Annotated in this window: 19 protein-coding genes; 9 read left to right on the top strand and 10 right to left on the bottom strand. The window is 62.1% G+C overall.

What is annotated here, in order from left to right:
- A complete protein-coding gene (locus C5J22_RS07735) occupies positions 1 to 381 on the top strand; it encodes a response regulator (protein WP_105437786.1) in 381 nt (126 codons plus the stop codon).
- 134 nt (positions 382 to 515) lie between these two features.
- On the opposite strand, the gene C5J22_RS07730 is transcribed toward C5J22_RS07735, so the two are convergent.
- The 5 genes from C5J22_RS07730 to C5J22_RS07710 form a co-directional block, all read right to left on the bottom strand.
- Positions 516 to 836, bottom strand: coding sequence for a helix-turn-helix transcriptional regulator (locus tag C5J22_RS07730; RefSeq protein ID WP_037076453.1), 321 nt, complete (start codon positions 834 to 836; stop codon positions 516 to 518).
- Positions 837 to 958: 122 nt separating this feature from the next.
- Positions 959 to 1,708, bottom strand: a complete 750-nt coding sequence (locus C5J22_RS07725) for a HugZ family protein (RefSeq protein ID WP_105437785.1) — start codon at positions 1,706 to 1,708, stop codon at positions 959 to 961.
- 99 nt (positions 1,709 to 1,807) lie between these two features.
- Positions 1,808 to 2,872, bottom strand: coding sequence for a choline ABC transporter ATP-binding protein (gene choV, locus C5J22_RS07720; RefSeq protein ID WP_105437784.1), 1,065 nt, complete (start codon positions 2,870 to 2,872; stop codon positions 1,808 to 1,810).
- Entirely contained in the window at positions 2,869 to 3,711 is an 843-nt protein-coding gene (gene choW, locus C5J22_RS07715) for a choline ABC transporter permease subunit (RefSeq protein ID WP_105400922.1), read from the bottom strand. Before choW ends, choV begins: the two co-directional genes overlap by 4 nt.
- A gap of 81 nt (positions 3,712 to 3,792) precedes the next feature.
- The gene (locus tag C5J22_RS07710; protein ID WP_105437783.1) at positions 3,793 to 4,749 is read right to left on the bottom strand and encodes a choline ABC transporter substrate-binding protein; all 957 of its coding nucleotides are present in this window, start codon (positions 4,747 to 4,749) and stop codon (positions 3,793 to 3,795) included.
- A gap of 197 nt (positions 4,750 to 4,946) precedes the next feature.
- On the opposite strand from C5J22_RS07710, the gene C5J22_RS07705 reads away from it, so the two are divergent.
- The 4 genes from C5J22_RS07705 to C5J22_RS07690 all read left to right on the top strand — a co-directional run bounded on the left by C5J22_RS07705 (position 4,947) and on the right by C5J22_RS07690 (position 8,459).
- Positions 4,947 to 5,528 (top strand): thymidine kinase, encoded by a 582-nt coding sequence (locus C5J22_RS07705; protein ID WP_105437782.1) that lies wholly within the window; start codon positions 4,947 to 4,949, stop codon positions 5,526 to 5,528.
- Positions 5,529 to 5,689: 161 nt separating this feature from the next.
- A complete protein-coding gene (locus tag C5J22_RS07700) occupies positions 5,690 to 6,136 on the top strand; it encodes a pseudoazurin (RefSeq protein ID WP_105437781.1) in 447 nt (148 codons plus the stop codon).
- A gap of 99 nt (positions 6,137 to 6,235) precedes the next feature.
- Entirely contained in the window at positions 6,236 to 7,174 is a 939-nt protein-coding gene (locus tag C5J22_RS07695; RefSeq protein ID WP_172746562.1) for a hypothetical protein, read from the top strand.
- Positions 7,175 to 7,310: 136 nt separating this feature from the next.
- Positions 7,311 to 8,459, top strand: a complete 1,149-nt coding sequence (locus tag C5J22_RS07690) for a DUF2333 family protein (RefSeq protein ID WP_046666565.1) — start codon at positions 7,311 to 7,313, stop codon at positions 8,457 to 8,459.
- Positions 8,460 to 8,489: 30 nt separating this feature from the next.
- On the opposite strand, the gene C5J22_RS07685 is transcribed toward C5J22_RS07690, so the two are convergent.
- The 3 genes from C5J22_RS07685 to C5J22_RS07675 form a co-directional block, all read right to left on the bottom strand.
- Positions 8,490 to 8,960 carry a PAS domain-containing protein gene (locus C5J22_RS07685; RefSeq protein ID WP_105437779.1) on the bottom strand — a complete coding sequence of 157 codons (471 nt, stop codon included), beginning with the start codon at positions 8,958 to 8,960 and terminating at the stop codon, positions 8,490 to 8,492.
- A 38-nt stretch (positions 8,961 to 8,998) separates the two neighbouring features.
- Positions 8,999 to 9,664, bottom strand: coding sequence for a LuxR family transcriptional regulator (locus tag C5J22_RS07680; RefSeq protein WP_245440320.1), 666 nt, complete (start codon positions 9,662 to 9,664; stop codon positions 8,999 to 9,001).
- Between the two features lie 216 nt (positions 9,665 to 9,880).
- Entirely contained in the window at positions 9,881 to 10,342 is a 462-nt protein-coding gene (locus C5J22_RS07675) for an Lrp/AsnC ligand binding domain-containing protein (protein WP_038544317.1), read from the bottom strand.
- 110 nt (positions 10,343 to 10,452) lie between these two features.
- Between C5J22_RS07675 and putA the strand changes: the two genes are divergently transcribed.
- From putA to C5J22_RS07655, 4 genes are all read left to right on the top strand, one after another.
- Complete coding sequence (gene putA, locus C5J22_RS07670) at positions 10,453 to 13,575, top strand: bifunctional proline dehydrogenase/L-glutamate gamma-semialdehyde dehydrogenase PutA (RefSeq protein ID WP_105437777.1); 3,123 nt, start codon at positions 10,453 to 10,455, stop codon at positions 13,573 to 13,575.
- 393 nt (positions 13,576 to 13,968) lie between these two features.
- Positions 13,969 to 16,197: a TonB-dependent hemoglobin/transferrin/lactoferrin family receptor gene (locus tag C5J22_RS07665; RefSeq protein WP_105437776.1), complete on the top strand. Its 2,229-nt coding sequence runs from the start codon at positions 13,969 to 13,971 to the stop codon at positions 16,195 to 16,197.
- Positions 16,198 to 16,370: 173 nt separating this feature from the next.
- Positions 16,371 to 18,050 (top strand): formate--tetrahydrofolate ligase, encoded by a 1,680-nt coding sequence (locus tag C5J22_RS07660; RefSeq protein WP_105437775.1) that lies wholly within the window; start codon positions 16,371 to 16,373, stop codon positions 18,048 to 18,050.
- A 216-nt stretch (positions 18,051 to 18,266) separates the two neighbouring features.
- Positions 18,267 to 18,644, top strand: a complete 378-nt coding sequence (locus C5J22_RS07655; protein WP_105437774.1) for a VOC family protein — start codon at positions 18,267 to 18,269, stop codon at positions 18,642 to 18,644.
- A 117-nt stretch (positions 18,645 to 18,761) separates the two neighbouring features.
- Here the strand turns inward: C5J22_RS07655 and C5J22_RS07650 are convergent, their stop codons facing one another.
- Positions 18,762 to 19,163, bottom strand: coding sequence for an endonuclease domain-containing protein (locus C5J22_RS07650; RefSeq protein WP_105437773.1), 402 nt, complete (start codon positions 19,161 to 19,163; stop codon positions 18,762 to 18,764).
- A gap of 143 nt (positions 19,164 to 19,306) precedes the next feature.
- Positions 19,307 to 20,503, bottom strand: a complete 1,197-nt coding sequence (locus tag C5J22_RS07645) for an extensin family protein (RefSeq protein ID WP_105437772.1) — start codon at positions 20,501 to 20,503, stop codon at positions 19,307 to 19,309.
- Positions 20,504 to 20,603: the final 100 nt, after the last annotated feature.

Genomic DNA, 20,603 nt, shown 5'->3' with positions numbered 1-20,603 from the left:
ATGGTACAATCCACACCGCCGAAAAAACAGGCTGTCCTCGTGGTCGAGGACGAGCCGCTTCTGCGCATGATGGCAATGGACCTTGTGGAGGATGCGGGGTTCCGGGCGATCGAGGCAGCCGATGCCGACGAGGCGGTGACGATCCTTGAAACACGCACCGATATCCGCATCGTCTTTACCGATATCGACATGCCCGGCAGTATGAACGGCATGAAGCTGGCGGCTGCCGTGCGCGACCGCTGGCCGCCGATCGAGATCATCATCGTGTCGGGGCAGGTCCGTCTGAGCGAGGCCGATCTGCCCGAGCGCAGCGTGTTCTTTTCCAAACCCTACGACTGGCAGAAAGTGACCGCCACGCTGCGTCGCATGGCCAGGCACTAATTCGTTGGTGCCGGGCCTTGCGCCCGCAGGCTCGATACCCGGTCGGCTGGCCCGGCATGGAAATGCCCCAGCCCCCGGCCGTCATGGCGGGGGCTGGGGCAGGGCAGCGTGACGTCATGTCAGCGCTGTCATTCTCACGCGGCTGCTGATTTCTTCTGTACCGGAGCGCAGTAGATTTCTTCCAAGGTCTCGAGGACCTTGATCACCGATTCCGACGAGCTGGAGTAATAGATGGTCTGCGCATCGCGGCGGGTCTTCACCAGCTTCTGGGCCCGCAGCTTGGAAAGGTGCTGGGACAGTGCTGACTGGCTGAGGCCGACTTGCGACGCAAGCGCACCCACGGCGACTTCGCCCTTGACCAGGCAGCACAGGATCATCAACCGCTTCGGGTTGGCCATGGCAGACAGCAGGCCTGCGGCTGCGTTGGAATGCTCAGAAAGTGCCATCGTATCCATATGTCTTAAATTCCCCTCGTATTCCAAAGCGGCCCCCCGCTCAAAAATTCGGCCATCGTCCTATGGGTGAAAATTAGCAAGGAGCAAAAGGGATTGTATATCCCTAAATTTCAGGTAACCAGTTATCGTATGTTAGCGATCTCAAAAACATAATCAAGAACGGCCTGGGGAGACTCCGCAAGAAAGTCGAATTCGTGCCTGAGTTGAAAATCTCCCGCGATAAGGTCGATTCCAGCTCGGTCAACTCCTCCGAAGCGCCAGTTTTTCCCGTTTTCCGTGCCGAGACGAGCGGCAACTTTTTGCGCTTGCTCCGGAATATTTTTTAACTTTTCTTGCAGGTCCAGCCATTCCGCTGTCGTCCCCGGCTCGGGAATCACCAGGTCCGATCCGGTCAGCATGTATGCACGGCCGAATCCTCCATTCAAGGAGGCTGCCTGCGGGGTGATTCGAAAAAACCGGAAATCACCGAAATCTGCATACAATGCAGCCTTGGGATGGCGATCCAGAAAACGCTGGCGAACGCGCGCATGTCCGGGCGTATCGCGCACGACGCCCTCGGCAAGGCACTGGACGGTGATCCGGGGATGGGCGAGCGGATCGCCCTTGCCGGGCTCGCCGGCCAGAAGCGAGCAGCGCGGATCGGCGACCAGGCCCTTCGTATGGCCGGAGAGGCCTGAGACGAGGATGACCGGCACGCCGTCGACATCGGTACCGGTGAGCGCGCGGCTGGCGGAGGGGAAGCCGGTCTCCGGATCGAGGACCGCCAGCGCCATGTAACGCGCGCCGCGCACCAGCGTGCGGGCAAGCCGGCGGGCGTCGTCATCCGTATCGCGCAGCACCTGCGGCTTGTCGGTCTGCCGTTCGTCGGCCAATTCGTCGATCTCCTGTTCGTCCGCCGCGAGGCAGCCGCATTCGGCGTCGGCATAGCATCCGGCGCGGCGAAACGAAAGGTGACTTCGTGGCTCGGCTTATTAGGCGTCGCGGCGGCGATGGCGGGTGAGGCCGGCAATCACGTCATCGGAGGAAATGCTGCCGATGATCGTGCCGTTGTCGACCACCCCGATGGCGCCCGGCTGACGCGACAGCGCATCCAGGATATCGACGAGCGGCGTCGTCGGCAGCGCGGTGGCGGAGACGGCCGTGGCGCCTGCCACAGGGCTTACCCCGGTCCGCATCACATCACCGGCGGTCAGCATGCTGATCGGGTTGAGGTGCTGCACGAAATCGGCGACGTACTGGTCGGCAGGCGCACGGACGATCTCCTGCGGCGTGCCGCACTGGATGATGTGTCCGCCCTCCATGATGGCGATTCGGTTGCCGATCCGGAACGCTTCATCGAGATCGTGGCTGACGAAAAGGATGGTCTTCTTCAACCGTCGCTGGAATTCGAGAAGCTCGTCCTGCAGCCGGGTTCTGATCAACGGATCGAGTGCCGAGAAGGGCTCGTCCATCAACAGGATCGGAGCGCCGGTGGCAAAGGCGCGAGCAAGGCCGACGCGCTGCTGCATGCCGCCGGACAGCTCGCCGACCTTGCGGCCGGCCCATTTGGTCAGGTTGACCAGTTCGAGCTGTTCGTTGACCTGCTTCGCACGCTCGGCATCCGGAACGCCGGCGAGCTCAAGGCCGAAACCGACATTTTCCGCGACCGTGCGCCAGGGGAGAAGCCCGAACTGCTGGAAGACCATCGAGACGGTGTGCATGCGCAGGTCGCGCAGCACCTTCGGGCTCGACTTGTAGGGATCGACCGGACCCGATGGGGTCGCGACGCTGACATTGCCGCGCACCACGGGGGCGAGCCCGTTGACGGCGCGCAGCAGCGTCGACTTGCCCGAACCGGAGAGGCCCATCAGCACGAGGATTTCGCCCTCGTGGATGGTAAGCGAGGCGCTGGCGACACCCATGACGATGCCGGTCGCGGCACTGATCTCGTCGCGGGTCTTGCCTTGGTCGACCATGGCCAGCGCCCGTTCCGGCTTGTCGCCGAAGACGATGTCGACATTGTCGAAGACGACGCAATCGGTTGTCTGGGCTGTCATTGGCCGTCTCCCGTCGACGTGCGGAACATGCGGTCGAGGATGATCGCCAGGATGACGATGCAGAGACCGGAATCGAAGCCGCGGGCGACGTTCACGGTATTCAGCGCCCGGAGCACCGGCACGCCGAGGCCGTTGGCGCCGACCAGCGCCGCGATGACGACCATCGACAGCGACAGCATGATCGTCTGGGTGAGGCCGGCCATGATCTGCGGCATGGCAAAGGGCAGTTCCACCTTGCGCAGGATCTGCGACGGAGTGGCGCCGAAGGCGACGGCCGCTTCCCGCAGCGAACTCGGGGTCGAGACGATGCCGAGGCGCGTGAGGCGGATCGGTGCCGGGATCGCAAAGATGACGGTGGCAATCAGGCCCGGAACCATGCCGAGGCCGAAGAGGATCAGCGCCGGGATGAGATAGACGAAGCTCGGCAGCGTCTGCATCAGATCGAGGACCGGCCGCATGGCTTCGTAAAACCATTGGCGGCGGGCAGCGGCGATGCCGAGCGGCACCCCGACCACCATGCTGACGGCCGTCGAGGCGAGCACCAGCGCCAGGGTTTCGGTGGTTTCCTTCCAGTAGCCCTGGTTGAAGATCAGGAGCAGGCCGAGGAAGGTGAAGGCCACCAGTACGAGGGAACGGCGCAGCCACCAGGAAAGCCCTGCCATGGCGGCCATGACGAACAGCGGATGCGGCGTCGCAAGACACCACAAAAGGCCGTTGATCACTCCCAGGAGAACGGAAGAAAGCCAGTCGAAGAACCAGTCGGCATTCGCCGTCAACCAGTCAACGACCGCCTTCGCCCAGGAACCTATAGGTATTCGATGATCTGCGATCCAATCCACGAGAAAACTGCCGTCCATAGGGAGAGAAAGGGCGGGCTCCGGGGCAGGCGATCCGCCGCCCCGGAAACATTTTCAGGACTGTTAGAGACCGAGTGCCTTCTTGACAGCGGCGAGGCCGTCCTTGCCGTCATAGGTGGTGACGCCGGCAACCCAGGGCTCGATGACCTTCGGATTGGCCTTCAGCCAAACCTTGGCAGCGTCGTCGGCGTCCTCGCCGTCATTGAGGATCTTGCCCATGATGGTGTTTTCCATGTCGAGCGAGAACTTCACGTTCTTGAGGAGTTTTCCGACGTTCGGGCATTGGGCGGCATAACCGCCGCGCGCCACGGTATAGACCGTCGCACCGCCATAGTTCGGACCGAAGACGGTGGCGTCGCCGCCGGCGAGATAGGTGATCTGATGGGCAACGTTCATCGGATGCGGCGCCCAGGCGAGGAAGACGATCGGCTTGCCTTCCTTGTCCGCGCGGGTGACCTGGGTCAGCATGCCCTGCTCGGAGGATTCGACGACCTCGAAGCCCTTGAGGCCGAAGGTGTTGGCTTCGATCAGCGACACGATCATGCCGTTGCCTTCGTTGCCGGGCTCGATGCCGTAAACCTTGCCGTCGAGTTCCTTCTTATGGGTGGCGACGTCCTTGAAGTCCTTGATGCCGAGCTTGGCGCCGGCGGCATTGGTGCCGAGCGTGTACTTGGCGCCTTCGAGGTTGACGGCGATGCTCTCGATCGACTTGTCGTCGAGATAGGGCTGGATGGCGCCCTGCTGGGCCGGCATCCAGTTGCCGAGGAAGATGTCGATATCCTTGTTCTTCATGGAAGAATAGGTGACCGGAACACCGAGGGTCTTGACGTCGGCCTTGTAGCCGAGCGCTTCGAGAACCTGGATGAACGAGGCGTTGGTCGAGGCGAGGTCCGTCCAGCCCACATCCGAAATCCGGACGGTCTTGCAGGCTTCCGGTTCGGCGGCGGATGCGGTGCCGACGATCGCGAGGATCGATACGGCGGCGGCGAGCGTGGTCTTCAATGAGGTAGTCATGCGCATGGGCTGCTCCCGTTTTTATGGTTCCCGCCATTATCAATATATGCTGCGCCGAGGCAAGCGCGCGCATTCGCGGCGGAGAAGGGGGGGCATTTGCGACATTTATGACTTTCTCCCCCAGCATTGCGCAGTCTACAGTTTCCTGTGGTTTTCGGCAAAGACGGCTTTTCCCGAATCCCGATCGCGATCAGAAGGCAGATATGGCCAAGCTCTATTTCCATTACGCCACCATGAATGCCGGCAAGTCGACGATGCTTCTGCAGGCATCCTATAACTACCGCGAGCGCGGCATGCGCACCGCGATCTTCACCGCATCGCTGGACGACCGGGCCGGCCAGGGCCGGGTCGCCTCGCGGATCGGGCTCTCCTCCGATGCCATCCCCTTCGGGCCGTCCGACGACCTCTTTTCGGACATCGAGGCGATGCATGCGGAGGAGCCGGTCGCCTGCGTGTTCGTCGACGAGGCGCAGTTCCTGTCGCCCGAACAGGTCTGGCAGCTCGCACGGATCTCCGACCGGGTCGGCATCCCGGTAATGACCTATGGCTTGAGGACCGATTTCCAGGGCAAGCTGTTTCCCGGCTCGCTGGAGCTGCTGGCGATCGCCGACGAGCTGCGCGAGGTGCGCACCATCTGCCATTGCGGGCGCAAGGCGACCATGGTGGTGAGGCTCGACGAGGACGGCAAGCTGGTGCGCGAAGGCGCCCAAGTGGATGTCGGCGGCAACGAGAAATACGTTTCGCTCTGCCGGCGGCACTGGGAAGATCAGATGCGTTGCGAGTGATGCCCAGATTTTAAGCCGCCGTTCACCGTACGGAGCGGAAACCGGCGGCGACGCGGCGAAATTGATTCTGGTCAAAGTCTGCGGCTGGAAAACATGTCTAGGTATCACATCCGAAACGTCCCGGCTCGACCGGGCGGTGGTTCCCAGCAGGAGTTCGCCGCATGCGCAAGACCACCAAGACCTTTAGCCTGGCCACCAGCCTCGCCCTGTTCGCCCTGCCGGCGTTCAGCGCCGAAATCGAGGTGAAGATGCTCAACAAGGGCAGCGACGGCGAGGCCATGGTGTTCGAGCCGGCGGCCGTGAAGGCGCAGCCGGGCGATACGATCAGGTTCGTTCCGGTCGACAAGGGGCATGACGCCGTTTCGATGCCCGGCCTCGTGCCGGAAGGCGTCGCTGAAATCAAAGGCAAGATCAGCCAGGAAATTTCGTTCACGGCCGACAAGGCGGGCGCCTACGTCTTCAAATGCACGCCGCATTTTGGCATGGGCATGGTCGCGATGATCGTCGTCGGCGACGCTCCGGCCAATCTCGACGCGGTGAAGGGCGCAAAGATGCCGAAAAAGGCAAAGGACCGCCTTGATGCGGAAATCGCCAAGCTCGGGCTTTGATTTACCGGACTTTCCCAATTTTTCCCGGCAATCGAGGCCGGACGCGTGGCATAATTTTGCGGGGGCGTTATCTTCTCCTCCGACGGCGGGAGTATGCGCGTGGCGGCTTTTAAGAATTTCGACGGCGAGATCGAGCGGATCAGCGGCCTTTTGGCGGCGATGCGCGACGCGCTTGGCTCGGTCTCGTCCCTGCTGGCCGAAACCGCGCAGGATCTCGCCCTGCCGGATGAGGAGAAGCTGGCTGCGGAAGCCGAGCAGCTGAGGGCCGAGATACCCGAGCGGCAGGCGGTCGAAGCGGCAACATCCCGGTTGGTCGCGAGGCTGGCGGCCGAGATCGACATCTGCGCCCGGGAATTCGACGATCGCGAGGTGCCAACCCGCTTCGAAACGTTGATCGGCTACGTTTCCGGGGCAGCCAGACACCGCCGCCAGCAGGCGCGCTGGCGCAGCCCCGTGCCGCTCAACCGGCTGGCGGAGCTTCTGCGGCGTGCCGATCTGCTGGCTGGTCTGGTGCGGCAGGAGCGCGACTTCCTGATCGGGCAGCGGAAGGAGAGCGAGGGCGATCTGGTGACGCTCATCGACCACCGACCGGAGATCATCGAAAAGCTGCGCGGCGAGGACGGTGCCGCAATGACCGGCCTGGACGTGATCGGCCGCACCGAACCTGCGATCACGGTCTTCCAGGATTTCGTCGCCGGGCTCAACGCCCGGGTAGGCACCTGCAACATCCTTCTGCACAAGCTGATCACCGATACTGAAAACCTTCTCATCCTCTACCGGATTGTCGCCGATGCCAGCGGGCGTGGCGATGCAGGCCTGAAGCCTGACCTGTTTCCGCATCTGGCCCCCGAGGTGGAGCGCTTCTCAAGCGGGCTGCTGACATTGCACGGCCTCGACCGCCGGCGGCATCGCGCCGATCAGGCATTTGCCGAGCGATTTGCCGCGGAGGCGGCGGGGGAGGCGGCCGAAGCCGACGGCGCAACGGGCGGCTTTCGACTGCCGGCCGTTTTCAGCTTCAAGCTCATCCGGTCCCAATAGGGCTGCCGAGGATCGGCAACGCGGCCGTTTCCAGCGGTTGCGGCGAAACGTTGCGCCCCCGTTGTGCTTGTGACGCCGAGCACATATGTGTGTGCCACGCCAAATCGGATGCACCCCGCCTCACAAGGAGACAGCGATGCTCGACCGGATTACCGCCTTCTTTCAAGGGATCGGCCAGGCCGTCGGGCGGGGCATAGGGCTGTTGATCGCCTGGATCGTCTGGCCGTTCATGGCCGCACACGGCTGGTATCGCCAGCGGCACTGGATGGTGAAGGGTCCCATCCTCGCCTTCCTGGTGCTGATGTTCGGGCTCTACGGCTATTTTTTCTGGCAGACGCAGGTCTGGACCAATTTCAATCCGAATTTCGTCGACAGCTATCGCTGGTCGGAGCGCAACGTGCCGGCAGGCCAGGAATTGCCGGCAACGGCTCCTGCAAGCGCCAATGCGACCGCTCCGGCGACTGGGGCGAGGCAATGCCAGTCGTCGGCGATCGTCGATGCGGCCGCCGATCTCACCGACATGAACGTCAACCAGAATGCCTGGATTTCCTCGATGCTGCTCTATCGGCTGGGGTTCTTCGGTATCGACTGGGATCACACGCCGTTCCTCGACAACAAGGCCTCCTTCCAGCGCGGCGTCAATCAGGCGGTGCGGCGCACATCGACGGAACTCGTCGATTCGCTTGGGCGCGTGCGCGGAACGTCGAGCATCAACAACAATCTCCAGGATGCCCGCGGCAACCTGCAGTTCGACGAATATTCCTGGTATTTCGGGCTCAGCCCCTTCGGGCCGAAGACCCCGACCCCAAGCTATTATCGCGCGGCGATCGGCAAGCTGAGGGCCTTCAATACCGATCTGACCACCTGCAACGCGACCTTCGACAGCCGCGCCGACAACCTGATCCAGTTCATCGACCGGATCGCCAACGATCTCGGCGGCACGTCGGCCATCCTGCGCGAGCGTTCGGAGAACTACAATGCCGGCTGGTTCGACACGCGTGCCGACGACCGCTTCTGGTTCGCCTACGGCCAGCTCTACGGCTATTATGCGGTGCTTTCGGCGGCAGGCGCGGATTTCTCCCAGGTGATACGCGAGCGCAATATCGGGCCGCTCTGGACCGATACGCTGTCGCAGTTCAAGTCGGCGTTGCGCATCCAGCCGGCGATCATTTCCAACGGCCGCGAAGACGGCTGGATCATGCCGAGCCATCTGGCGGTAATGGGATTCTATACTCTCCGGGTCCGCTCGAACCTGGTGGAATTGCGCTCGGTGCTGGACCGGTAAGCCGGCCGGCGCCGGCTGGGTTTTAGGGAGTCAGGTTTTAGGGAGATCGGGTTCGTCGAGAAAGAACGTCACGCCTGGACGTTCGGCAAAGAACTCGTAGGTCATGCCGACGACTTCGCCGCTCGTGCCCGGCTTGTCGCGGAACTTGCCGACGCTGCGAACGTATTTGTAGCGCTCGGCATCGGCCTTGACGCGGTAGATGTTGTGATAGGTCAGGCGTTCGCCGCTGGCGCGCTCGAAGGTTTCCATCAGTTGCGGCATATCGTCGGGATGGATTCGCGCGATGATGGCGACCATGTTCAGGGGACCGTCCTTCGGCTCCAGGCCGAGGATGCGACAGACATCCTCCGTCGCGAAGAAGTGGCCGGTGTCCAGATCGATTCGCCAATAACCGTAGAAACGAAAGGCCGAGGCGAGTTCAATCACCTCGTCTGCAGAAAGTCCCATTTCCCGGTATTGAGTATTGACGCGTTTTTCGGTGTGTTCGACCCAAAACGTCAATCTTTTTCTCCCATAGGCCGGGAGATAACGCCCCAACCTTACACTATGAGTCTCAATCTCAATGCCTTAGCTACCAACTGGGTGCGGTTGACGCAATCCAGTTTCTTTATGGCATTGGTCATATATGCGTTAACGGTATGATCCGAGAGGGAAAGAATCCGGCCGATTTCCGAGGATGTCTTGCCCTGCGCCGTCCAGCGGACGACCTCCAGCTCGCGGGTGGTGAGGGGTCCTGCGGTACCGGTCCTGGCACTGCGGCGGATCTTGTCGAAGACATCGAAGGCATGCAGCACGATCATGCCGATCTCGTTGAGCTCCACCTGGCTCAGCCGATGCCGGACGCCGTCGAAGCGCAGCATGAAACGGCCGCCATCGATCGAATGTAACGCCATCGCGACGCTGGTGATGATGTCGTAGCGGCGCTGCAATTCGTCCGTCTCGACCGGAACCGGGAAACCGCGCACGCTTTCGGGATCGTCGATCGACCAACAGTAGGGAAGGGCGGATTTCGAGATGATCGGCGCAACCGGACAAAGCTTCAGAAGGCGCCGGCGGTCAAATTCCTGGACATAGCTTACCGGCAGTGTCGTCTCGACGATCATCCTCGACAAAAGCGTCTCATCCGCTCTGGTGGCGGCGAAAAGCGTGATGTGGCGAAACCCGAACTCGTGGGCAACGCGCTTCAGAGCAGCAAATATTTCCACCCGCGAATCCGCTGCGGAAATCTCGCTGTTCAGAATCGATTGCCGTTCCAAAGTGATCATGCGGGCGAGCAGACAGGTGAGTTATGTGATCGTTAACAAATATACAAATCGATTTGAATAGCCAGCGAAATTTCCTGCGCTGCAGCAGAAATTGGCACATTTTCCGATACAGGCTCACTTTATTTCCATGAATTCATGGAGTTACCGGCTCAAGATTTATACGGGGATATATCCGGTTCCCTTAATTTCCTCCATGACGGCATAGGTGTGGGTTTCCCTGACCCCCGGAAGCGGGAGAATCACCTCCGAGAGGAACTGCCGATAGGCCTCCATTCCGGCGACCCGCGCCTTCACCAGATAATCGAACCCGCCTGCCACCATGTGGCATTCCATCACATCGTCGCTGCGCTTCACCGCGGCGGCGAAGGCATCGAAAACGTCGGGCGTGGTGCGGTCGAGCTTGACCTGCACGAAGACGAGCAGATTGCGCCCGAGCTTCTCCGGCGACAGCAAAGCGCTATAACCGGTGATGTATCCTTCGCGGGTCAGCCGCTTGACCCGTTCGGCGGTCGCCGTGGGTGAAAGCGAGACGCGATCGGCGAGTTCGAGATTGCTCAGGCGCCCCTCTTTCTGGAGCGCGCGGAGGATTTTTCGGTCGAGACGGTCGATGTCCTTCATGTTTCGCTACATTTTGCCAGAGTTGCCGTGAGATGCTTCGTTAATGCCATAAAAATCCGCTGAAATCACCAGGAAATTCCCGCTATGGAGAGAATGAAACGGAGATGCGTATGAGCCAGATTCTGACCGAGCCCTTCATTCCCTTCAATGCGCCCTATGCCGGTGACGACGATCGGCTGATCCGGCAGTTCGCCGCCCGCACCAGCTTCACGTCGGCGCAGGACGCGGCGATCGACCAGCGGGCGCGTCGGATGGTCAATGCCATCCGCGACGGGGCCGGCAAGGTCGGTGGCGTCGAGGACTTTTTGCGCGAATACGGGCTTTCGACCCGGGAAGGGCTGGCGCTGATGGTGCTTGCCGAGGCGCTGCTCCGCGTGCCCGATGCCCTGACCCAGGACCGGCTGATCGAGGACAAGCTGCGCGAAGGTGGCTGGAGCACCCATGAGGCCTCCGGCGAAAGCTGGTTCGTGTCGGCCTCCGCCTGGGCGCTTGCCGTTTCGGCGCGCGTCATCGGCCCGGGCGAGACGCCCGAGGGAATCCTCCGCGGCCTCGTCAAGCGCGTCGGCCTGCCGACCGTGCGCACCGCCACCAAGCAGGCGATGCGTTTCCTCGGCCACCATTTCGTGCTCGGCGAGACGATGAAGGATGCGCTGGTGCGCGCCGCCAAGAGCGAGGAGAAAGGCTATCGCCATTCCTTCGACATGCTGGGCGAGGGCGCCCGCACGGCTGAAGATGCCAGGCGTTATTTCCGCTCCTATGCCGACGCGATCCAGTCGATCGGCGCGCATATGAAAAAGCATGGCAAGGGCAGGCAGCTTCCCGACCGGATGGGCATTTCCGTCAAGCTTTCGGCGCTGCATCCGCGCTATCTCGCCACCCATCATGACCGGGTGATGGCCGAACTGGTGCCCGACCTTCTCGACCTCGCCCGGATGGCGAAGGAACACCAGCTCAACTTCACCGTCGATGCGGAAGAAGCCGACCGGCTGGAACTGTCGCTCGACGTGATTGCCGCTACCTTCTCCGACCCGTCGCTTTCCGGCTGGGACGGGTTCGGCCTGGCGATCCAGGCCTATCAGAAGCGGGCGCCTCAGGTGATCGACTATATCGACCAGCTTTGCACCACGCATGGCCGGCGGATGATGGTGCGGCTCGTCAAGGGCGCCTATTGGGACACCGAGGTGAAGCGGGCGCAGGAGCGGGGGATCGAGGACTATCCGGTCTGGACCCGCAAGCCGGCGACGGATCTTGCCTATCTCGCCTGCGCCCAGCAGCTTCTCGCCAAGCGGGCGCGGATCTTTCCGCAATTTGCGACCCATAACGCGCTGACCGTCTCGACCATCCTGGAACTCGCCGGCCCTGACCGCACCGGCTTCGAATTCCAGCGGCTGCACGGAATGGGCGAGGCGCTTTACGACGACCTGCTCGAAAGCAACGACCGGATCGCCTGCCGCATCTATGCGCCGGTCGGCGGTTATCGCGACCTGCTCGCCTACCTCGTCCGCCGGCTTCTCGAAAACGGCGCCAACTCCTCCTTCGTGGCGGTTGCGGGCGACAAACAGGTACCGGTCGAAAAGCTGCTGGAACGGCCATCGGCGCGGCTCGGCCTCGACGACGGCATCAGCGCCCGGCACAAGCAGATCCCGCTTCCCTCGGACATCTATGGTCGCCGCAAGAACAGCGCCGGTTTCGAATTCGGCCACCGGGTCGAGCTCGAAAGGCTGATGGCCAGCGTTTCCAAGCCGTGGGGTGAGGTGAAGGCGGGGCCGTTGGTGGCGGGCGTCGCCTCCAAGGCAGAAGAAAAGCCCGTGCGGTCTCCTTCCGACCGGTCGAAAATCGTCGGCACCGTGCGTGACGCGACGCCGGCAGATGTGGATGCCGCCTTCACTGCTGCGGCCAAGGCGTTTCGGGCCTGGTCGCGCCAGCCGGTGGAAATCCGCGCTGCCTGCCTGGAGCGGGCCGCCGGGCTGATGGAGGAAAACCGCGATCGGCTGCTGGCGCTGCTTGCCGCCGAGGCTGGCAAGACGCTGGACGACGGGATTGCAGAAATCCGCGAGGCGGTGGATTTCTGCCGCTATTACGCAGACAAGGGTCGGGAGCTGTTCGCCATGCCCACGACGATGCCGGGACCGACCGGCGAGGACAACCGCCATTTTTGGCGCGGCCGCGGCGTGTTCGGGTGCATTTCGCCGTGGAATTTCCCGCTGGCAATCTTCCTCGGGCAGATTTCGGCGGCACTGGTGGCCGGCAATACGGTTGTCGCCAAGCCGGCGCCGCAGACGCCGCTGATCGCCCATGAGGCCATCAAGCTGTTTCACCAGGCAGGGGTTCCGACCGAAGTGCTGGCGCTGGTGCCGGGTGGCCCGGATGTCGGCTCGGCGATCACCGCGCATCCGAAGCTCGCTGGCATCGCCTTCACCGGTTCCACGAAGACGGCGCATGCGATCAACCGGGCGCTGGCTGCCAAGGATGGGCCGATCGTGCCCTTTATCGCAGAGACCGGCGGCATCAACGCGATGATCGTCGATGCGACGGCGCTTTCGGAACAGGTGGCGGACGATGTCGTCGTTTCCGCCTTCCGCTCGGCGGGCCAGCGCTGCTCGGCACTGCGCATCCTCTTCCTGCAGGAGGATGTCGCCGACGGCATGCTGAAGATGATCGAAGGGGCGGCGGCCGAACTCAATCTCGGCGATCCGGCAAAACAGAATACCGATGTCGGGCCGATCATCGACGAGAACCAGAAAAAAACGCTGGCCGACCACATCTCGGACATGCGGGCCAGAAAACAGAAGATACGGTATGCCGGAGGCGCACCCACGACCGGCAATTTCTTCGCCCCCCACATCATCGAACTCGACAGCGCCGCGGTACTGACCAAGGAAGTGTTCGGGCCGGTCCTGCATGTGGTGCGCTGGAAAGCGAAGGAGTTCGACAAGGTGCTTTCGGCGATCGACGCGACAGGCTACGGCCTGACGCTCGGCATCCACAGCCGCATCGAGGCGACGATCCGCAAGGTGACGGAGGCGCTCGATACCGGCAATGTCTATGTCAACCGCAACATGATCGGCGCCGTGGTCGGCACCCAACCCTTCGGCGGCTCCGGCCTTTCCGGCACCGGCTTCAAGGCTGGCGGCCCGGCCTATCTGATGCGGTTTGCCGAAGAGCAGGTGATCTCCGTCAACACCGCCGCCGCCGGCGGCAACGCCAGCCTGATCGCAATCGGGGAGGGGTGAGACGCGACGGCCTAGCCGTCAAAACGCTCCAGTGGAGCGTTTTGAGCGTCGAACGCGCCGAGCCCAAGCGAGGCGCCGGGAGGCGGCTGCTTTTCAGGGGACTCCGCGTCTAGCCCCGAGGCCTGCACGACTACCCAGAACCAAAAGGCTCGGAGCGATCCGGGCCTTCTTGCATTCCGCCTGTTGTATTTTTGCCATCGGATCGGGCTCGCATAAATATGATCATTAGAGTCATGTTTTAATAATTGACAATAACACTCATGTTTTCTAATGGCATGAATAAGGCATTTCCTGCCTCCCGCCACATTCTTGCCAGAATTGAAAAAGGGCCGCCGCCTTTCCGGTGCGTTCGCGCGCGCCGACGGTTTCGCGTGCCCTGTTGAAAGGACAGTCATGGTCACCCGGCGTCTGCGATCCACCCTTGCCACCTGCACCGCGCTCGCGGTGTTTTCCCTCGCCTGCGGCGCGACCGCCCAGCAGGCTACCCAGCCCCAGACGGACACGACGCTGAAGCCGATCGTGCTGAAGGGGAAACGGGTGAAGGCGGGCGATCCTGCCGGCAACACGCCACTGGCGAGCACGACGACGGCGGAAGAGATCGCCAAGAAGGATATCGGCTCCGTCAAGGATCTGGGAAACACAACCGAGCCCGGCGTTGATTTTGTTGAAAGTCGTCCGGGGGTCGCCGGAGGAATGTTCATCCGCGGACTCGGTGGTCCGCGCGTCGTTACCTTGATCGACAATATTCCGATCCCTTTCATGAGCAACGATGCGCGCACCGGCTCTCAGTCTCCGACGACGGGCATCAGCGATGGCAACGACAGCTACGATTTTTCGTCGCTCTCGTCGGTGGACGTTGTGCGGGGTGCGGATTCCAGCCGTATCGGCAATGGCGCGCTCGGCGGAGCTCTCGTTCTGCGCACGCTGGAGCCTGAGGACGTGATAGAAGAGGGGCGGGACTGGGGCGGTGTCGCCAAGCTTACCTATGACGGCAACAACGATAGCTTTGGTGGCTCCGTTGCAGTCGCAAAGAAGATCGAGAACACTTCTATCCTCTTTCAAGGTGGATTGAAGAAGGGACATGAAAGGAAGAGCAATGGTGACGTCGGCGGAATAGGCTCCGCTCGCAGCGAGCCAAACCCAACTGATTTTGATCAGAACAATCTGTTGTTCAAGGTAAGGCAGGATATCGAGGGTGGCCACCGGATCGGAGTTACGGCTGAGCGCTTTGATATTCAAAACGATACCGACCTGAAAACTATCCAAGGCACAGGAACGCCAGCATATACTTTAGGCGATTATGATGGCTTCGACAATACGCGGCGTGAGCGTGTCTCCATCGACTATTTGTTCGAAGCTCCCGATGCCGATAGCCTGATCGACGCAGCATCGCTGACGCTTTACTGGCAGCGTCTCACCAAGGAATCCGGTTCTGACGGTACGCGCAATAACGGCGCGACGATTTATCAGCGCTCCAATGAAATGGAGGAAGGCTCATTCGGTGTCACCGGTGGTCTCATCTCCCGTTTCGACACCGGTTATCTCGATCATGAACTTCGCTTCGGCGGTCTTGCCTCCATTTCCAATACGAAGGGTTTTGTGACGGTAAATCCACCCAGCGCGGTTACCATATCGCAGGCGGATATGCCTGATGTCGACGGGAGCAAGATCGGCCTCTATCTTGAAGATGAGATGAAGCTCGGCGATACCGGGTTTGCCCTGACACCCGGTGTACGGTTCGACTGGTACAAGTACGACCCGCAGGAGTCTGCGGCCTTCAGCAATAATACGGGCATCCCGGCGTTCGGCCTGCCGTCTGGTCAGGATGGCATGCGACTGTCCCCCAAACTGCTCGCAACCTATGATTTGACACCGGAAATCCAGATCTTCGCGCAGTGGGCTATGGGCTTTCGCGCGCCGACAATCAACGAACTCTACGTCAACTTCACGAACACCGGTCCAGCCAATTACGCCCATATCGGTAACCCCGATCTCAAGCCGGAAACATCTCATGGCTTCGAAATTGGCGCGGCTTATAATACCAATGACTTGGAAGCCAAGCTGACATTGTTCCATAACCGCTACAAGAACTTCATCGACGTCGAGACGATCGTCCCAGGGTTGGCGGGAACAAACTTCACCGAACGGTTCCGCAATCGTGCCAATGTTCGGATATCTGGTCTTGAAATCAGCGCGCGTAAGGAACTGGCAAACGGGTTCCATGTCAGCGGCTCACTTGCCTATGCTTACGGCGAGGACAGCGACACCAAGGAGCTGATCCGCACCGTAGCGCCGTTCAAGGCCATAGTCGGTGTCGGGTATGCGCAGGAAACGTGGGGCGCCGATTTGACCGGCATTTTCGCGACGGGCATGTACGATGACGGAAACGCGAGCACGTTTGACGCCCCCGGCTACGGCATAGCGAATCTCGCCGGCTGGTGGGAGCCGGAACAGGTCAAGGGTCTGCGTATCCAGGCAGGCGTCTACAATATCTTCGATCAGACCTACTACAACGCTCTCAGCGTCCGAAGCGTCAATCTAACGAGCGCCACGACACAACCGCGCGACTACTACTCCGAGCCAGGCCGCACCTTCAAACTCTCGCTGACCCAGCGGTTCTGATCCAGATAAAGGGGCGGGGGCGCCTGAGAAGGGCGGTGCGAGCGATCGCGCGGCCCTTTTCCTTGTGCACGCTCCCGGCGGCTATCCGGTTGCGGCTATTCACATAGCCTTTCCTTCGCTAACCATAACCGCAAGGACATGTTTGATCCGAAAGCACTTGGGGGAGCGAAGCTATGGCAGAGGTCAGATCCGACATCGAAATCGCCCGTGCCGCGAAGAAGAAGCCGATCGCGGAGATCGGCGCGAAGCTCGGCATCCCCGTTGAAGCGCTCGCTCCCTATGGCCACGACAAGGCGAAAGTCGGGGCGGAGTTTATCGCGTCGCTTTCGGGAAAGAAGGACGGCAAGCTGATCCTCGTGACCGCCATCAACCCGACGCCGGCGGGCGAGGGGAAGACGACCACTACCGTGGGCCTCGGCGACGGGCTGAACCGGATCGGAAAGAGGGCGGTGATCTGCGTGCGCGAGCCGTCGCTCGGGCCGTGTTTCGGGGTCAAGGGTGGAGCGGCCGGCGGTGGGTATGCGCAGGTCATTCCGATGGAAGACATCAACCTGCATTTCACCGGCGACTTCCACGCCATCACGTCCGCCCACAACCTGCTGTCGACGATGATCGACAACCATATCTACTGGGGCAATGCCGAGAACATGGATACCCGGCGGATCAGCTGGCGGCGGGTGATGGACATGAACGACCGGGCGCTGCGCCAGACGGTCGTATCGCTCGGCGGCGTCGCCAACGGTTTTCCGCGCGAGAGCGGCTTCGATATCACCGTCGCCTCGGAAGTGATGGCGATCCTGTGCCTGGCGGCCGACCTCAAGGACCTCGAAAGGCGGCTCGGCGACATCGTCATCGGCTACAGGTTCGACCGCTCGCCGGTGTTTGCCCGCGACCTCAAGGCCGACAAGGCGATGACGGTGCTGTTGAAGGACGCGATGCAGCCGAACCTGGTGCAGACGCTCGAAAACAATCCGGCCTTCGTGCATGGCGGGCCGTTCGCCAATATCGCCCATGGCTGCAATTCGGTGATCGCCACACGCACGGCGCTGAAGCTCGGCGACTATGTGGTGACGGAAGCGGGTTTCGGGGCCGATCTCGGCGCCGAAAAATTCTTCGACATCAAGTGCCGCAAGGCGGGGCTGAAGCCGGATGCGGCCGTCATCGTCGCCACCGTGCGGGCATTGAAGATGAACGGCGGGGTGAGAAAAGAGGATCTGGGCCAGGAGAATGTCGAGGCGCTGAAGCGGGGTGCTGCCAATCTCGGCCGCCATATCGCCAATGTGCGGAAATTCGGCGTGCCGGTGGTCGTCGCCATCAATCATTTCACTTCGGATACGGAGGATGAGATCGCCGCCATCAAGGACTACGCGGCGCGGCACGGCGCGGACGGCATCGTCTGCCGGCATTGGGCGGAAGGGTCCGCCGGCATCGAGGAGCTTGCCCTCAAGGTGGTCGAGCTTGCCGAGGGCGGGCAGGCAAAATTCCAGCCGCTCTATCCCGATCACCTGCCGCTCCTCGAAAAGATCGAGATCATCGCCTCGAAGATCTATCACGCCGGCGAAGTCACCACCGACCGGGGCGTGCGCGACCAGCTGAAGGCCTGGGAGGAACAGGGTTACGGCGACCTGCCGATCTGCATCGCCAAGACGCAATATTCCTTCTCGACGGATCCCGCGGTGCGCGGCGCGCCGGAGGGCCATATCGTGCATGTGCGCGAAGTGCGGCTTTCCGCCGGCGCCGGTTTCGTCGTCGCGATCACCGGCGAGATCATGACCATGCCCGGCCTGCCGCGCGTGCCGTCTGCGGAGCGCATCTTTCTGAACGAGGATGGGTTCGTGGAGGGGTTGTTCTGAGGGCTTGAGCGCCCAAGCCGGCTTGTGTTAAAGCTCATCGGTCGAAAAAGGCAGGGCCGGATATGGTAAGCACGGCCCCTTCCGCAAGGAAGCTCTGATCCTTCGGTCTACCGTTGAGAACCCGCGACGAGAAACGGCACATCCCGTGCCGCTCTCGGCGGATTCTCGTGGCTTTTTTAGCGTCGCGTTCCGCCGGGGTAACCTTGCGAGAAAACGATGCGTATGAACCATATCGATATCCACGTGCCCGACGTTGCGGCAACCACTGCCTTCCTTGTCCGGCATTTCGGCCTGACTCTGCGTGAGGCGCGCGGTGGGAACGGCCTTGCCATCCTCAACGACGATGCCGGCCTCGAAATCGTCGTCAGCCACCCGGTCGAAAAATTCGGCGGGGCCGAGCAGCAGGCGCTCGGGGTCGTCACCTACCATCTCGGCTTCATCCAGCCGGAAAGAGCCGAGGTCGACAGGCTTTATCGGGAATTGAAGGATGGCGACGCCGAACTGGTGGGGGAGCCGCGCGAGATGCGTGGTGGTTATCTCTTCTATTGCCTGGCACCCGGCCGGGTGATGATCGAGGTGGGGTGGCGGGGGTAGAGCTGTGGCTTGTTCCTCGGCCGCATCAGGGTGGCATTGCGAGGAGCGCAGACAGTGCCGCATATGCCCTTCTCCCCGCTTGCGGGGAGAAGGTGCCGGCGGGCGGATGAGGGGCCGCTATCCCTCGGCTGCCGGCATGAATTTCAGATCTGGCGCATCCTCAGGTTCATTCAACCTGCCCTCCAGAATTGCGACGATGGTCTCCAACACAGATTCCATTTCAGTCAGCACCGCCACATTCCAGAACCGGGCGACCGACCATCCGTCGGCATTCATGAAGCTATCCCGCTGCCTGTCGTAGTCGCTATTGGCGTGTTGGCTTCCGTCTATCTCGATGACAAGCTTTCGGTCCCGGCAAGCAAAATCCGCAAAGTAGCGACCGATCGGAAGCTGCCGGACGAACTTGAATCCGTTCAGTCGCCGGGCGCGCAACTCTTCCCAAAGCTTTGCCTCCGAAACATTGTCGGAACGGCGCAACGAGCGGGCACGAGTAGTCATGTTTGTTTTTGGTCCCCGCATCGCAAGTTGCCCCTCATCCGCCTGCCGGCACCTTCTCCCCGTTGAAACGGGGAGAAGGAAATATGCCGCGCCGTCGTCTCAATCTCAATGTCTGTGTGGCCGGAATGCGCGTTATGCGTGCGTTGTGGCGGGCGACATGCCGTCTACCGGCAATACCGATACCCGTCCTTCCGCTCCAGCACGTCGAGATGAAGGTGGTTCTGGTGGGCGGCGTCGCTGCCCGGTGACAGGACGGTGGTGAAGTGGAGGCAGGCGCCGGCAGTGGCGGTGCGCTGGAAGGCGCCTTCCATGGTCGAGTCCTCGGCCCGAGGCTTCATCTCCAGCTTCTCGCCGTTGCCGAGCTTGAACGCGGCGACGTCGAAGGCGTTGCCGCGGGCGTGTTCGGAAATCTTGCCCGTCGAGGCGCTGTTGCGCAGGCGGCAGGCGTAGGTGGAGCCGGGCACCAGCCCGGTGATCCTGCGGCCCGGCATGGCGATGTCGAGTGCCGGCTGGACGGTGTCCTTCAGCCAATGCGCCAGGCTGACCGCCGTCTTGCAGCGCATCGTCGCGCCGCCGACCTCGACCCCCGGCAGGACTGCGGCGACGTCGATCGGGCTTTCGATGCCGCAGCCATTGCCCTCGTCGATCGGATCGGTCGGTTCGAATTTCGCGCCGAGCGAGGTGAGTTCGGCAAGGCAGGCCTTCAGCTCTTCGGGATCCTCCTTGACAAGCGGAGGCGGTGGTGGCGGTGGGGGAGCTTCGGCCTTCTGCTCGTCCGGTTGCTTGCCGTCTTCCGTGGTCTCCCCAGGCTTGGCTGCATCCGTTCCAGGGGTGGCCGCCTGGTCGGGTTTGTCGGCCGCCTGCGCGTCGGCAGCCGCTGTACCCGGTTTCGGCAGCGGCGTTGGAACCTCGGCCTCATGTGCCGGTTCGGAGGCGGTGCCGGGCTGCTCGACGACGGGCGGAGTTGGGGGCGGGCCTTGCGGATTTTCGCTCGGCCGGTTCTGCGCCACGGGCGGCTGGGCTTCGGGGACGACCGACTTGTCGGCAGGGCGCTCCGTCGGCTGAGGTGCCTCGGTCGTCTTCCCCACCTCTCCCCCGGGCTTCGGGATCGGCAGGGGAACGTCTGCCAGCGCCGGCGGCTGGGGTATCGCGCCGCGTCCCTGCTGTCGTGAAGGCGCACGGCGGCGAGGTGCGCGGTTACGCGATCCGCCGTCCTGCAGAATGCGGGTCAGGAAGTTCACCTCCACGACGCCCGCCGGAGCACCGGAATGCTGCGCCTGCGGTATCGGTCTTTCGGGCGGCACACCCGCCCCGATCATCAGGGGCAGGCCTGCCAGAATTGCGATCCACGAATGCTGCATGCCGTATCCTTCCCGGATGCGTTTCTTCGGTCCTTGCGGGACTATAAACGCCGATCACCGGTTTTGGTCGCATCGGACGCCAGAATTCCGTTTCCAGGTC

Origin of the sequence: Neorhizobium sp. T25_13, assembly GCF_002968675.1 — a bacterium.
GTDB classification, from domain to species: domain Bacteria; phylum Pseudomonadota; class Alphaproteobacteria; order Rhizobiales; family Rhizobiaceae; genus Neorhizobium; species Neorhizobium tomejilense.
Note: the sequence above shows the minus strand (reverse complement) of the source record. Positions and strands in the feature narration are given on the sequence as shown.

Bases quoted from the DNA above. Each gene is read 5' to 3' on its own strand.
- C5J22_RS07735 (WP_105437786.1), top strand. From the start codon at position 1: ATGGTACAATCCACACCGCCGAAAAAACAGGCTGTCCTCGTGGTCGAG.
- C5J22_RS07730 (WP_037076453.1), bottom strand. From the start codon at position 836: ATGGATACGATGGCACTTTCTGAGCATTCCAACGCAGCCGCAGGCCTG.
- choV (WP_105437784.1), bottom strand. From the start codon at position 2,872: ATGACAGCCCAGACAACCGATTGCGTCGTCTTCGACAATGTCGACATC.
- C5J22_RS07710 (WP_105437783.1), bottom strand. From the start codon at position 4,749: ATGCGCATGACTACCTCATTGAAGACCACGCTCGCCGCCGCCGTATCG.
- C5J22_RS07705 (WP_105437782.1), top strand. From the start codon at position 4,947: ATGGCCAAGCTCTATTTCCATTACGCCACCATGAATGCCGGCAAGTCG.
- C5J22_RS07700 (WP_105437781.1), top strand. From the start codon at position 5,690: ATGCGCAAGACCACCAAGACCTTTAGCCTGGCCACCAGCCTCGCCCTG.
- C5J22_RS07690 (WP_046666565.1), top strand. From the start codon at position 7,311: ATGCTCGACCGGATTACCGCCTTCTTTCAAGGGATCGGCCAGGCCGTC.
- C5J22_RS07675 (WP_038544317.1), bottom strand. From the start codon at position 10,342: ATGAAGGACATCGACCGTCTCGACCGAAAAATCCTCCGCGCGCTCCAG.
- putA (WP_105437777.1), top strand. From the start codon at position 10,453: ATGAGCCAGATTCTGACCGAGCCCTTCATTCCCTTCAATGCGCCCTAT.
- C5J22_RS07665 (WP_105437776.1), top strand. From the start codon at position 13,969: ATGGTCACCCGGCGTCTGCGATCCACCCTTGCCACCTGCACCGCGCTC.
- C5J22_RS07660 (WP_105437775.1), top strand. From the start codon at position 16,371: ATGGCAGAGGTCAGATCCGACATCGAAATCGCCCGTGCCGCGAAGAAG.
- C5J22_RS07655 (WP_105437774.1), top strand. From the start codon at position 18,267: ATGCGTATGAACCATATCGATATCCACGTGCCCGACGTTGCGGCAACC.
- C5J22_RS07650 (WP_105437773.1), bottom strand. From the start codon at position 19,163: ATGCGGGGACCAAAAACAAACATGACTACTCGTGCCCGCTCGTTGCGC.
- C5J22_RS07645 (WP_105437772.1), bottom strand. From the start codon at position 20,503: ATGCAGCATTCGTGGATCGCAATTCTGGCAGGCCTGCCCCTGATGATC.